Here is a 13,781-nt window from a genome sequence, read left to right as displayed (position 1 = left end):
ACTGAGGCAGGCCTCGCGTCACTTCAAGCCTCCGATAGCGTGGTCCGGATGGCGGCCGATGCAAAGGCGTGCTGTGCAGGGTGCGTTGTCGGTCCAGCAATGCATCGCCATGCCGCGCAGTTCGAGATCGCGTTCCGCGACCCGGGGCGGGCTGTGATTACAGCGGTTTCGGGTGAGGGGCTTCGTTGAATTGGAATGCGCGAAGATCCGCTCTCTAGGTACGGGGTTTGATTTTCGTTGATAATGATCCGAAAGCTTGCGGTCATAGTCAAACACTTGATAGAGGTGTTGGTCGCGTGGGAAAAGCTGTCACAACGCTGGTGTTCGCTGCCGGCCTGCTGTTCGCGGCGACGGCACCGATCTATTTCGGGCTGGAGTTGCTCACGCATTTTGCTGTCGAAAAGGCCAAGGTCCAGGCGCGGGGATTGTCCGAGGCGCTGCTGACGCGCGCCGACAGCGTGACGCGGCAGCTGGAGGGGGTGAGTAGATCATTGGGGGGGCTCAGCGGCACGCTGCCCTGCGCCTCGTACATACAGTCCGAAATGGGACGCCTGGTGCTGCAGTCGCCGCTGCTGCGGGCGATCGCCTACACCGACGGCAGCCGGATTCTCTGCTCATCGCTGGGGCGCAGCCTGGACGGCACCGATCTGGGCACGCCTGACTTCGTCTCGCTGCAGGACATACGTGTCTGGCAGGAAGTGGTGCTGCCGGCCGCGCCGAATCTGCGCTATATCGCGCTATCGCGCAACGGCTACACCATCTTCCTGAACCGCGGCGACCTGGTCAGTTCGGCGATCCTGCTTGAACCCTCGGCGACGCTGGGCTTGTTCTACCCCGGCAACACGAACCGTTTCTTCGGGGTCGGCTACGTGCAGCCTGAATGGCTGCAGGAAGCCGCCACCCGCCGCGCCGCCGTGGTGGAGATGTCAGGCACGGTGGTCGCGCTGTCGCCGTCGCGCACGTTCCAGCACGTGGCGCTGGTGGCGATTCCGCGCGACGCGTACCTGCACAACCTGACCGCGATGCGCTGGGTGGTGGGCGTGGCCGGTGCCATGGCGGGCCTGATGCTGTGTGGCTTGATTGTCTGGCGGCAGCGCCGCGTGCAGGACTTGCCGCATCTGCTGCGCAAGGCGATCAGGAAGCGCGAGTTCTATCTCGCCTATCAGCCCATCGTCGATATTCACACCGGAAAGTGGATCGGCGCGGAAGCGCTGTTGCGCTGGGAGCGTCCGTTCGGCGCGGAGCCCATCGGGCCGGATGTCTTCATCCCGGAGGCGGAAAAGCTTGGCCTGTCGGAAGACATCGCGGCGCAGGTGTTCGAATTGGCGGCGCGGGACATTCCCGAGATCGCCGCTCGGGTGCGTGGCTTCTACGTCTCCTTGAATATCTCCGCGAACGAAGTGCGGTCCGGCTCGGGGCGCAGTCTGGTGCAGCGGCTATTGCAGGCCACCGGCATGCCGCCGGAGTCGCTGCTTATCGAGTTGACCGAACGCGGCCTGCTGGAGGCGAATGCGCGGGAGACGATCAACGCCATACGTGGATTGGGCGTGAGAGTGGCGATCGACGATTTTGGAACCGGCTATTCCAGCCTGGCGTATCTGGGATCGTTTCCGGTGGATTATCTGAAACTCGACAAGGTGTTTACCCAAGGCATGGTCGAGCAGGGCCCCAAGCGCACGGTGGCGATCCAGATCATCGACCTGGCGAGATCGCTTAATTTCGACGTCATCGCCGAAGGCGCGGAAACCGCCGAACAGGTGCAGGCGATTTCCGAGCATGGCGTGTCCAAGGTGCAGGGTTGGTACTTCGAGCGTGCATTGCCACTGAATGAACTGCTGGATGCGCTGCTGGACAGGGGAGGGCGGACCCTCAGGAGCGGAGCGATGGCTGAATCACAGCTGTGAACGAAGCTGGCGGCCAGCGGTTGAGTGTTTCTTGTGCGCAAAAGACCTGCATGTTTTAAGCCGTTGCTTCCCGGACTGTAATGGTGACCATGGGGCAAGAGGCGTAGGCGCGAACGCCTCGAAGATAAGAATTAGAAAGTTACAAATTTTGCATATAACTTAACAATAGTTAAAAACTCCGCTTAATTTGTCCCTATTTACGAGTCTATATTCCTGACTCGTAGCTAAATTTCACAAAATAAATATTTCAGTTGGTTTCGCCGTTGCGCGGGCCACGGCGTATCAAGGACGGCTCCTGTACGGGTGCCGAGGCCGATCGCTGTGTGCCCGGCGTGGCCGTGCCGCGCCCTGTTTTCATCCCATGCAAATTCTGCACACGCTGTCCGGCCCGAACCTGGGCGGGTTGGAGTTCCGCGTCCTGGACCAGGCGCGCTGGCTTCGAGAGCAAGGCCACGCCGTGGCGATTGCCGCACCACCGCAAAGCGAAACCTTCAAACTGGCGCGCGATTGGGGGTTGACGGCCATCGGCATGGACTTCAACGCTCCATATTCGTGGTCCGGCGCGCTGCGCTTGCGGCAGCTCGTGAAGGACCTGCGCATCCAGGTCATCGATGCGCACGGCACCCCAGATGCGAAGGCCAGCGCGCTATGCCGCGATCTCTGCTCGCTGGTGCGCACGTGGCACTTTTCCCGGCCTTTGCGTACGTCCTGGCGCCGCCGGCTGGAATGGCGCCTGGGCTGCCATCGTGTCATCACGACTAGCGAGGGCGGGGCGCAGAACATTGTCACGGCGGGTTTTGCGGCGGAGCGCCGTATCAGTGTCGTTGGCGAGTGGGCCGACCAAGGCTTTTTCGTGGGGACGGACAAGCTCGCGTTGCGGTCCGCCGCGCGCCAGACGCTGGGCATCGATCCGGCGGCATTCGTGGTGGCGACTGTCGGTATGCTACGCCCCGATAAGCGCCAGGAAGATCTGCTGCGCGTGGTGAGTGTCCTGCGCCAACGCGGCTTGCCGGCGCGTGCGCTATTGGTCGGGGCGCCGACGCGCGCGACGCTCTCGTATGGCCAGCGCCTGCGTGAGCTGGTGGCCGACTTGGGCATTGGCGAACATGTGACATTCGCCGGGCATCGCGAAGACACCGCCGCTATCATCCATGCCGCCGATGCGGTGCTGGTACCGTCGATCAACGAGGCTTGGTCGCGCGTGGTGCCTGAAGCGTATGCGGCCCGGTGCCCAGTGGTGGCCAGCGCGGTCGGCGGGTTGCCCGAGATCGTGCATCCTGGTGTGACGGGCTGGTTGGCGGCGGCGGGCGACGTGGCGGGATTCGCGGACCATTTGTGCCGCATCTGGCGGCATCCTGAGGAGGCGGCGCGGATCGCGGACCAGGCCCGGCGCTTTGCCGACTGCCATCTGCTGCTGTCGCAAAAGATGGCGGAGACGCTGGGCGCCTACGAGGCAGCGATCGATCGGGCCCGCTCGGCCAGAAAGGTGGAAGTGACCGCTTGAGCGACCGCCTGGCGGGCGGTCGCGGCGAGAGGGGTTGTCGGATTCCAGTTTGCCGCGCAGGGGAGCGCGCCAAGTGCCGGGTGGTTCAATGGCGACGCCGGCGCACCATGCGGCCAAAGCAGCGCATCACCGCTGCCACCGTCGTGGCCTCGCGCCAGTATTTGCGGCGCAGTCCACGCAGTGGCAGCCACCATGGCTTGACTATGATGTTGTCGGCCCAGGCCGGTCGCCAGCGCGGCATGTTGCGGGGACGGTCGACGATGGTGACGGTCGACAGCCCACAGCACGAGGCCAGGTGGCCGATGCCGGAATCGGTACCGATGAACCAGCCGGATTCGTAGACCTCGGCAGCGACGCCATCTATCGTGGGGGCTTCGATCAGGCCAGCGCGGGCCTGTTCCAGGAGCGGCAACCAGAATGCGCGCTCGGAGGGAGCCAGCACGAAGGTCGGCTCGTAGCCCATGGCGCGCAGGCGGCGCGCAACGATGACATATTTGCCGGGCGTCCAGCAACGTTCGGCCTCGCTTGACGTGGGATGCAGGATGACGCGCTTGTCGTGGCGTCGCGCCTGCAGACCCGCGGGCGCCCGCAAGCCATTCTCATGCTGCCATTCGGTCAGGCCGAAGGCATCGAGCGCGAAGCGGCGGAATTCGTCCAGGATGCCATTGGGCGAGAGGTGCCTGCGCGGCGCAGCGCGGATCTTGCCCCATTCCTTGGTGCTCAGGAAGCGCCGGCAGACGCGGGTGAGTCCGTCAAACGGGCTGTCCGGGTCCATTTGCACAATGGTGTCGTATCCGGCCAGGCCGGTGATATCCGCCGGCAAGGGCTGGATGTCGAAGTCCGGAAACCACTTGCGCAAGGCATGCCCATGCACGCCATAAACGGAAAGATCATGGCCGGCCTTGCGCAGGTTGTTGGCGAGCGTCATTTGATATAGCGTATCGCCCAGCCGGTTGGACAGCACCAGCGCCAGCTTGCCGGTCGCGATGGAATGAGCGTTGCTCACGTTCTAGTTATCCTCGTAGCTTTTGCTGCGGAGGATAACCGATCCTATGGTTCTTTTCGGCGGTGTCCCCTGGACAGGCCGTCAGCGGCGCGCGCGGGACCGGCTGGCTCCGGCCAGGGCCGGCCGCTAGCGGGTCGTCCGCGGTCCGATGTGGTTCAACCAGCGGCGCATGGGGGATGAGAACCAGCGCGCCACCAGTCCCCCCAATACCGCCGACAGCAGGATGGCCAGCACGCCCGCGGCGGTCAAGGCGCCTGCGCGCCACCAGGTTGCGACCACGCCGCCGGAACTGCGGCACGATGCGGCGGCCAGCAACCAGACCGGAAACATGTGCGTCAGGGAGATCTCATAGCTATTGCGGCCGGCCCATCGCAAAGGCGCCAGCAGGGCGGGGCGGGCGGAGTGGGGGCGCAGGCTCCAGCCGACCAGCAGGCAGGCAACGCCGATTTCCAACGCCGTGATATGCAGGCCCAAGGCGGTCAGCCCCAGCGTGGCGGTGGCCTGGCGCAGGAAAAACACCAGCACGAACAACACCGTGCCGATCAGCAACAGCGTGCGGTGGTGACTCATGCGCGATGCAGGCCGCGCGGCATACAGCGCCGCCAGGCAGCCGATGGCGATACCGCCCATGCCGGACAGATAGCCGTGGAGGGCCCGGATCTCGTCGTCACCGGAGAGGGCGCGCACGAACGGCCCGAGCATCATGACTAGCAGCAATGTCAGCGCCAGCGCGTGCCTGCTGACCCGTCGCGACAGCAGGCAGAGCAGCGGAAAGGCCAGATAAAACGCCTGTTCGAGCGACAGTGACCACAGCAGGTTCCAGGTCGGCGGCAGGTGGCCTACGTTTGCGTCAAGTCCATTCAAGCGGAATGCCAGCGCGTCGGCCGCCGCCTGGCCAGGACTTGCATCGCTGATGATGAAATCCGGCAATCCGGCTTGGTGCAGGCCAAGCAGCAGCGACACCAGCAGCAGGCAGGGATAGAGTCGGGCGCCGCGGCGCCACAGAAAGCCAGTGCACGGGATGGTCTCGAGGCGGCCCCAGCGTTGGATGGACGTGCGCGTGATGAGAAAGCCCGAGATCACGAAGAAGATGATGGCGCCGTAGTAACCGCTGTGAAAAAGGAGGTTGAAGAGGGGCGCGGGCAATATCTTGCCGAGCAGGCTCTGTTCCTGGGGGATATGGATCTGCATATGCCGCAGCACCACGCAGAGGATTGCGGCGCCTCGCAAGGCATCGATGGCGGGGTGGCGGGCGAAGCCCTGCGCGGGGCGCGTGGCCCGCGGCGGTGGGGCTTGGACAAGCATCGGTCGGTCCTGGTACAGAAAGACGCAATGCTAGCCACGGTGCTGTGAGGGGATTGGGCGACTGTGTATAGATTTTGTAATGCCGCCGGGGTCGGCCTGATCCGAAAAATGGAAGAGCGCCCCAGCTCGAGATGAGTCTGGGGCGCTCCTGCCCGGCTTCGCACGCGATGGGTGTCAGACAGCCCGGCAAGCCCAATCTACTGCCGCTCTTCTGCGCGGGCAATAGGGAAAACCCGATAAAAATTAGGGGGTTACAACAATTCCCGGGTTCCTGTCCGCAGCGGGTTTGCGATGGGGCGCGATCAGGCGGTGTGGCGTTGCCAGGCAGATGTGACACCTATATCCACCTCGGCATCCGCGAATGGTGGCGCCTTGCCGTAGCGCCGACACTGAGTCCTCGATTCATCGCGTGGGGAGAGTGGCAGTGTCGGATTACCGGAAGCGTCAGGCCGGACAGGGCATGACGGAATACATCGTGGTGGTGGCGCTGGTGGCGGTGGCCGCGATTGCCGTCTATCAATATCTTGGGCAGGTCGTGCGGGCACAGACTGCCGCCATGGCCCGCGAATTGGCGGGCGAGGACGGCAGTGCGCAGTCGCGAGCCGCGCAGGCCGCAGTGCGCAAGGCCGCCGGGCAGGCCGGTGTACGGACGCTCAAGTCCTACACCGGCAACGCGGTGGCGGCGCCATGAAACGGCACATTGCCGGGCCATTGCGGCGTACCGGCCAGCACGGCCAGGTGCTGGTGCCGGGGCTGCTGTTGCTGGGAGGGCTGGCCGCCGTGCTGGTCATGCAGTACGGCGTGGGGCGCACGGTCGAGTCGCGCACGCGCCTGATCCACGCGACGGATGCGGCGGCTTTCAGCGGCGCGCTGGAACAGGCCCGCCAGCTCAATTTCCTGGCCTACGCCAACCGCGCGCAGGTAGCCCATCAGATCGCAATGGCGCATCTGGTGACGTTGGGCGCATCCATGGCGTTTGCCGATACGTTGGCCGGCCAGCATCGGCGCAACAATCCACCTGAACACCTGCTTGCCGCGCTTTTCGGCCGAGAGGTGGCACAGGCCTATCGCGCGGCGCGCAACGATCCGCAAGCGCAGGCCGGTTTGGCGCGGGCTTATGCCGAACACGATCGCGTCGTGCACGAAGTGTTGGCGGCAGGATCGGCCGCCGCCGTGGCTGGGTTACCCGCGGCGCGCGCGCGCCGGGTGCGGGAGGTGCTGCGAGACAATCTCGGGGCCGGCGATTCCCCGGTATTCCACCTGTCGCAAGATGACTGGCCGGGATATGTACGGCGGCGTGCCGCGACACCCGGTCGCGGCCTGTGGTCGGCGGTCGAGCAGGCGGCGGGCCGCTACGATTTCCTCGGCCGGCGCGACGCAACACGGAGCAAGGCCCTGCCAAACGGCACGCGGTGCCCGCAAGCGCCTCATGCCTTGCGGCGGCGTGGCTCGACCTGGCTGGGCGCGGACGGACGTTGGGGCGCGCTGGACACGCAGTCGTTCCATTCTTCGCGCCAGAATCGCTGGGCGGGTTGCTATTACCGCGAATACAGCATGGCTTGGGGCGCCGTGCTCGGACCCAATGCCGAGGCGCCATCCGAAGTGGAATATACGGCGGCCCCTCCCGCCGACTTCACCGAGTTGGACTTCTGGCGCTGGGTACGGCAGTCGACCACATGGGACTTGCGCGCCGGCACAGGTACCCCGCTGGCCAATTCCTATGCCATGGCTGGGGCCCGGCGTTGGCCCGGCCGGGGCTTGCCGGACGACTACGAGGTGGCGAAGGACGCCGCGCCGCTGCGCTTCACGCTGGCGGTGCGCCTGGAGCGGCAGGTCACGATGCAAGCGCGGGGCACGGATGAGCGCGTCGTGCCGGGCTCCCGCCTGGACGAGCACCCGGCGATCGTGGCCAGCAGCACCGCCGAGACCTACTTTTCGCGGCCCTCGGCGCATCCCGATGGCGCCGTTGAACTGGCGACCCTGTTCCGGCCATATTGGCAGGCGCGGCTGTCGGCCGAGGGGGCGCGATGAGGCGTCACGCCTACGGGCAACGCGGACAGGCCATGGTCGAGGCGTTGCTCATGTTGCCGGTGCTCGTCCTGGTCTTCCTGGGAGTCGCCTGGATGGGCAAGGCCCAGTACACCGCACTCGCGCTGATGCAGGCCAGCCGCCAGACCGCGATGTCGGTCGCCTTGGGACTCCCTGTGGCGCCGGCGGAAGGCATCCGCATCCAGCAGGCCGCCGACATTGGCGACGACGGGTGGCGGGCCGGATGGTGGGGCGGGGATGCACGCAGGGTTTGGGCCACATCCCAAGCGTGGGTGAGCGGGACGGCCGTCTGGGGCGGCTTCCAACTTGCGCGTCGTGTCGGCGTCGCCGCCGGCGCGGGCAATGCCCGCGACGATGAGGATGCGCAACGCCGTATCGGCCTGTCCACAACGGGTTGGGGGCGGGTGGCGGCGGGCTCGGCGTCTCTGGCGCAGATGCTTGCGCCAGTGGTCGAGGCCGTGGATAGGCCCTGGCGCCGGCCTTCGCCGTCCCGGGACTGGTTATCGGCCTGGGGCGATGTGCTGCCTGCCGACAATGGCGTGAACGACAGGAGGACATCCCCATGAAGGCGCTGTCAGGCGGGCGGTTCGGTCGCGCGCGTCATGCCGGACCCGGCGGACGTGCGGGTGCGAGGGGCGTCATCGTTGGATTGATTGTAGTGGTTTGCATGGCGCCGAATGCGACGGGCATGGCGGCAGGGGGGGCGCCGATGGCATTCGTGTCCTCGCAGGAGACGACTCCGGCGGCGTTGCGGTTCCCGACGGGTTCGCGGGTCGAGCCTCTGGCCGATCGGCTTTGGTTGCACGGGCTGCCGTTGCAGGCCGTGGTGTTCGATGCGCCAGTCGATGTGCCGGCATTGATCCGGACCCTGTCGCGTCAGCAGCCCGCATTCCGCGATCTCCTGATCCTGCCTGGGTTGGCGATCCTGTCCGGCCGTGCCGGCGACGCGATCTGGGTGGCGTTGCTGGCCAGCCCTTCGGCCGGTCGCAGTGTGGGCAGCGTGTCGTCGCTGCGGGCGTGGGCGCAGTCGCCGGATGCGCCCACGCCGTCCTGGCTGCCGCCCGCCGCGCGCCTGAAGCTGGATGTCGGCGTGCTGGATGGCGGCACCACGGTTCGCGAGAGCGTCTGGCAACATCCGATGGCCCCGGCGCGGTTGGAGGCGATCTTGCGCCAGCGTTTGCTGCGCCAGGGGTGGCGCTTCGATGAGGATGGGGGCGCCGGCGCCTGGCAGTCGTGGCGACGCCGGGGCGAGCGCTTGCGGTGGATGATGATGCCGCTGGATGCCGGCAGCGGCCTGTGGGTCCGGTGGTGGAAACCATGATGCGCGTCGTCTTGCTGGGTTTGCGCAAACTTGCCGTCCCGCTGCTGGCACTGGCCGCCGGCCTCGTCGCGGCCTGGGCGGTTCGGGAGCATGTGCGGCAGCGGGTCGAGCACCTGGAAGCCGCGGCGCGTACACCGCAGGTCAGTCGCCTGGTGGCGGCGCGGGATCTGCCGGCTGGGACGGTGCTGGAGGCATCGCAATTGGCGGTACGCGAGGTACCGGCGGCTTGGGCACCCGCAGCCAGTCTCGATCCGCGGGCGATCGACAGTGTCCTGGGTACCCGACTGGGCGCCGATCTGGCAAGTGGCGAGTTGCTGCTCAGGGCCTGCCTGGGTGCGGCCGATCGCGCGTCGTCACCGTCGCTGGCCGCGTGGATCAAGCCGGGACAGCGCGCTTTCGTAGTGGAGGCGGCCGATCTCGGCGGCCTGGCAGGCATGCTGCGGGAGGGTGATGCCATTGATGTCTACGTGTCGCTGCCGGCCCGGGGGCGCGAGGGCACCTTCCCCGTGCTGCAAGGCGTGCGTGTCCTGGCCGCTGGCGAGGGCCCGACGGGTTCCGCCCAGGTCACGCTGGCGGCAGGCCCGGACGACGCCCTGCGCTACCTTTCGGCCCGCCAGGCAGGAACCCTGACGGCTTTGCTGCGCAACCGCGACGATTCCTCGACGATCAGCGCGGCGCCCGACGCCGGTCTCTTGGCGCGCGCCAGACCGGCGCAGGAACCCCCGCGCGGCGCGGGCGTGGAGATCCTCTACGGCGATCGACCTGGCGAACCTGCTGACATCTACGCCACCCCCCCGGTGGTGCCTGAACCGGAGTATCCATGAACATCGGATTCGGCGCGGTGATTTCCGCGATTTGCCTGGGCCTGACAACTTTCCCGGCGTGGCCGGCAGCCGAGGCTCTCGATATGCAGGTCGGCGAGAGCCGTGTGCTCACGCAGCCGGGTGTCACGCGCGTGGCCATCGGCAACAGCCAGGTGTTGAGTGCGATGGCCACCGATGACCATGACGTGGTGGTCTCCGCGCTGGCCGAGGGGCAGTCCTCGATGCATGTGTGGGCAGATTCCGGCGTCATGCACTACGACGTCAGGGTGGTGGCGGCGGGCGCGCCGCGCCTGCGCGCCGAGGTCGAGTCCTTGCTGACGCGTATCCCCGGCGCGCGTAGCGCCATGGTCGGAGGGCGCATCGTCATCGAGGGCGACGACCTGTCCGACGATGACCGGGCCCGCGTGGCGGCGCTGGCGCAGCGCTATCCCGAGGTTGTGGATTTCACTGGGCAGGTGGGTTGGGACAACATGGTCTTGCTGGACGTGCAGGTGGTGGAGATTCCCAGCTCGCGCCTGCGCGAATTCGGAGTGCGCTGGGATGGCGTGACACAAGGCGGGCTGAACGCCGCGCTGGCGTGGGATGCCGGGGCGCGGGGCAGGATGGCGCGGCCCGGCGATCAGGTGGTCGAGACAGCCGCGCCGGTGTCGTCGGCAGCGGGCTATTTTGGGGTGAATGCCCTCTTGTCCGCCCGCATTGCCGCGCTGGCACAGCGCGGCGAGGCCGTCATGCTGGCCCAACCGCAGTTGCTGGCGCGCAGCGGTGCCAGCGCGACTTTCCTGGCGGGGGGCGAGGTGCCGTATGTCTCGACCGATTCGCGCGGCAACCCAACGACCTTGTTCAAGCCTTATGGGGTGTCGTTGCGGATCACGCCGCGCATAGACCGCAACGGCGTCATCCGCTCGCTGATCGAAGTGGAGGCCAGTTCCGTCGACATGGCCTTGACGGCTGCCGGCGGTCCGGCCCTGCGCACACGCCGCGCATCGACGGAGTTCAATGTGCGCTCCGGCGATACGCTGGTCATTGGCGGCTTTCTGTCGCGGGAACGCTCCGATGACATCAGCGGCCTGCCCGGGCTGAAGGACATTCCGATTCTTGGGGCGTTGTTTTCGTCGCATCGCTATCAGTTGCGTGAAACCGAATTGGCGATCTTCGTCACGCCCCGGATCGTGTCGCGCAACGAACCGGCCATGGCAGATCAGGTGCGTCGGGGGCGCGCCCTGGTCGATGCCGCGTTTTCACATCCGTCACGGCTGGCAACGGCTCCCGTCGCGACGGCGGGCTGGAGCGTCCGTGGCGGGGAAGGGTCGCAGTGGTCGCACGCTGTCCAGGATTCCTCTTCCACTAACCAGGAGTAATACCATGCTGGAAATCGAAATGACCTTCGAGGATCGCGCGCGGCGCAAGGTCAGCGTGGCGGCGCCGGTGCTGATCGGCCGCGGCACGCATTGCGACCTGCGCATCGCCAATTGGCGGGTAGGCCGCCAGCATGCGCGGTTGCTGCGCGAGGCGGCTGCCATCGTGCTCGAGGACCTGGGCGCCCTGGGGGGCACGTTCGTCAACGGCCTGCGCGTGACGCGCCATGCACCGGTGCAGCCCGGAGACGAGATCCTCATTGGTCCGTGCCGCCTGCGCGTGCGTGCGATGCATCCGGACGCGCCCGGCAGCGCCGCCGCCGGCCAGGCCATGCCCGGGGCTCCCGAGTCCCAGGCGGACGCGCCAGCGTCGCCGTTGCCCAGCCTGGACCTGCGCCGTCGCCTGCATGCCGCGTTGCTGGCTGCGCTCGATCTGCGCCGCCGCGATGTGGCCGGCATGAGCGACGCCGCCTTGCGCGCGGAAGCCGATCGCCTGCTGACGCGGATACTGGCCGACGACATGGGGCTGCCGGTGGGCACGGACCATGCGTCGTTATGCCGCGAAGTCCTGGATGAAGCCGTGGGGCTGGGGCCGCTGGAGCCATTGCTGGCGGCGCCCGATGTGACCGAGGTCATGGTCAACCGGCACGACGAGATCTACGTCGAGCGTCATGGGCGTCTCTGGCGCCATGCCGCCGCGTTCACCAGCGAGCAATCCGTGCGCCGCGTCATCGAGCGCATCGTGACCCCGCTGGGGCGCCGCATCGATGAGAGTTCGCCGATGGTGGATGCGCGGTTACCGGACGGGTCGCGCGTGCACGCCGTCATTCCTCCTGTTGCGCTCAGGGGCGCGAGCCTGACGATCCGCAGGTTTCCCGCGCGCCGTCCCGCCATGGCCGATCTGGTGGCGGCGGGCACGCTCAGCGCGCCGATGGCGCAGTTTCTGGCGTGCTGCGTTCGGCAGCGCAAGAACGTGGTGGTTTCAGGAGGGACCGGAGCGGGCAAGACCACGCTGTTGAATGTGCTGTCCCAGGAGATCCCCGAGGGCGAGCGTGTGGTGACGGTCGAGGATGCGGCGGAGCTGCGGCTCGACCACGCACACCTGGTGGCCCTGGAAGCGCGCCCTCCCAACCAGGAAGGTCGCGGCCGCATCGATATCCGCGAGCTGGTGCGCAATGCCTTGCGCATGCGGCCGGACCGGATCGTGGTCGGTGAATGCCGTGGGGCGGAAGCTTTTGACATGCTGACCGCCATGAATACCGGTCATGAAGGCTCGCTGACCACGCTTCACGCCAATTCCCCGCGCGATGCCCTGGCGCGGCTGGAGTCGATGGTGCTGATGGCGGGGCTCGACCTGCCGCTGGCCGCCGTGCGCGAGCACATCGCGGCCAGCGTCGACATCGTCGTGCAGCAGGCGCGGTTGTCCGACGGGCGGCGAGTAGTGGCATCGGTGGCCGAAGTCACCGGCGTGGAGAGCGGCCGTATCCAGATGCAGGAACTGTTCCGGTACGAACGCGCGGGTGGTTTTTCGGCTTGCGGCATCTTGCCCTCCTTTGCGCAGGCATGGCAGGAAGCCGAGGTGGACCTGGACGTGGCCTGGTTCGGCACGGACCGGGCTGCGTCCGGCGCGGCCTACCGGGCAACGCTGCCATGACCTGGCTGGCTGCAGCGGGGGCGATGGTGTGCGTCATGCTTCTGGCGTGGTGGTCGCAGCGCTGGTTGAGGCCAGGGCTGCGACGCTACCGTGAACGCTACACCCAGGAGGTGCGCGGCCGGCTTGACGAGCTGTTCCTGTTTGTCGACCCGACTCGGCTGTGGGTGGGGGCGGTGGCTCTGGCGAGTCTGGCGGCGGCCACGGCCTTCATGCTCACCTCCAGCGGCGCCGGCGCCTTGCTGGCGGGCGCGGCGGCGTGGCGTGCGCCGCGTCTGCTGGCGGCGGCGCTATGGCGCCGCCGCGTGCGGCGCTTCGAGCAGCAACTGCCCATGGCGTTGCTGATGCTGGCCTCGGCGCTGCGCGCCGGCGTGGCCTTGACGCCCGCCCTGCGCCGGGTCGTGGACCAGGGCGGAGGACCCTTGGCGCAGGAATTCGGCCTGATGCTGCGCGAGCAAAGGCTGGGCGTGCCTTGGGACGAGGCATTGGAACATCTGAACATGCGCATGCCGGCGGAATCGACCCTCCTGGTCGTGGCGGCCATGCGTATCGCGGCGCGTACCGGCGGCAATCTGGCCGAAGCGCTCGACAGCATTGCCCACACCCTGCAGGCCCGGCTGCGCCTGCAGGGCCGGGTACGGGCGTTGACCTCGCAGGGGCGCCTGCAGGCATGGATCATGGGGGCACTGCCGCTGTTATTGCTGGCGGTGCTGGATTGGCTCGAACCTGACGCCATGGCACCCCTGTGGCATACGCCGCAAGGGTGGGCGGTGCTGGCGTTGGTGGCCACGCTGGAAGTCCTGGGGCTCTGGCTGATCCGGCGCATCGTCCAGGTCGATGTCTGATGCGTGGAGCGGAAGGT

General features: G+C 67.1%; 12 protein-coding genes. 10 read left to right on the top strand and 2 right to left on the bottom strand.

Translation table 11 applies throughout. The features are described 5' to 3' along the window. The first annotated feature begins 296 nt into the window (after positions 1-296). A complete protein-coding gene (locus K2W61_RS26855; protein ID WP_175134115.1) occupies positions 297-1,904 on the top strand; it encodes an EAL domain-containing protein in 1,608 nt (535 codons plus the stop codon). 361 nt (positions 1,905-2,265) lie between these two features. Next, on the top strand, positions 2,266-3,408 hold the full coding sequence (locus K2W61_RS26850) for a glycosyltransferase family 4 protein (protein ID WP_175141725.1): 1,143 nt from the start codon (positions 2,266-2,268) through the stop codon (positions 3,406-3,408). Positions 3,409-3,493: 85 nt separating this feature from the next. Here the strand turns inward: K2W61_RS26850 and K2W61_RS26845 are convergent, their stop codons facing one another. Both K2W61_RS26845 and K2W61_RS26840 read right to left on the bottom strand, forming a co-directional pair. Next, positions 3,494-4,414 (bottom strand): glycosyltransferase family 9 protein, encoded by a 921-nt coding sequence (locus tag K2W61_RS26845; RefSeq protein WP_236756918.1) that lies wholly within the window; start codon positions 4,412-4,414, stop codon positions 3,494-3,496. A gap of 126 nt (positions 4,415-4,540) precedes the next feature. After that, entirely contained in the window at positions 4,541-5,719 is a 1,179-nt protein-coding gene (locus K2W61_RS26840; protein WP_236756917.1) for an acyltransferase family protein, read from the bottom strand. 460 nt (positions 5,720-6,179) lie between these two features. On the opposite strand from K2W61_RS26840, the gene K2W61_RS26835 reads away from it, so the two are divergent. From K2W61_RS26835 to K2W61_RS26800, 8 genes are all read left to right on the top strand, one after another. Further along, a complete protein-coding gene (locus K2W61_RS26835; RefSeq protein ID WP_175134119.1) occupies positions 6,180-6,410 on the top strand; it encodes a hypothetical protein in 231 nt (76 codons plus the stop codon). Then, the gene (locus K2W61_RS26830; protein WP_175141722.1) at positions 6,407-7,750 is read left to right on the top strand and encodes a hypothetical protein; all 1,344 of its coding nucleotides are present in this window, start codon (positions 6,407-6,409) and stop codon (positions 7,748-7,750) included. The genes K2W61_RS26835 and K2W61_RS26830 overlap by 4 nt, the downstream gene beginning before the upstream one ends. A 32-nt stretch (positions 7,751-7,782) precedes the next feature. After that, positions 7,783-8,334, top strand: a complete 552-nt coding sequence (locus tag K2W61_RS26825; protein WP_175141721.1) for a TadE/TadG family type IV pilus assembly protein — start codon at positions 7,783-7,785, stop codon at positions 8,332-8,334. A 143-nt stretch (positions 8,335-8,477) separates the two neighbouring features. Next, positions 8,478-9,089 carry a hypothetical protein gene (locus tag K2W61_RS26820; protein WP_236756916.1) on the top strand — a complete coding sequence of 204 codons (612 nt, stop codon included), beginning with the start codon at positions 8,478-8,480 and terminating at the stop codon, positions 9,087-9,089. Beyond that, a complete protein-coding gene (cpaB, locus tag K2W61_RS26815) occupies positions 9,086-9,913 on the top strand; it encodes a Flp pilus assembly protein CpaB (RefSeq protein WP_236756915.1) in 828 nt (275 codons plus the stop codon). The genes K2W61_RS26820 and cpaB overlap by 4 nt, the downstream gene beginning before the upstream one ends. Continuing rightward, positions 9,910-11,271: a type II and III secretion system protein family protein gene (locus tag K2W61_RS26810; protein ID WP_236756914.1), complete on the top strand. Its 1,362-nt coding sequence runs from the start codon at positions 9,910-9,912 to the stop codon at positions 11,269-11,271. Before cpaB ends, K2W61_RS26810 begins: the two co-directional genes overlap by 4 nt. A gap of 4 nt (positions 11,272-11,275) precedes the next feature. Next, positions 11,276-12,922, top strand: coding sequence for a TadA family conjugal transfer-associated ATPase (locus K2W61_RS26805; RefSeq protein WP_175141719.1), 1,647 nt, complete (start codon positions 11,276-11,278; stop codon positions 12,920-12,922). After that, positions 12,919-13,764, top strand: coding sequence for a type II secretion system F family protein (locus K2W61_RS26800; protein WP_236756913.1), 846 nt, complete (start codon positions 12,919-12,921; stop codon positions 13,762-13,764). The genes K2W61_RS26805 and K2W61_RS26800 overlap by 4 nt, the downstream gene beginning before the upstream one ends. Positions 13,765-13,781: the final 17 nt, after the last annotated feature.

It is taken from the genome of Achromobacter pulmonis (genome assembly GCF_021733725.1).
Taxonomy (GTDB): domain Bacteria; phylum Pseudomonadota; class Gammaproteobacteria; order Burkholderiales; family Burkholderiaceae_B; genus Achromobacter; species Achromobacter pulmonis.
Note: the sequence above shows the minus strand (reverse complement) of the source record. Positions and strands in the feature narration are given on the sequence as shown.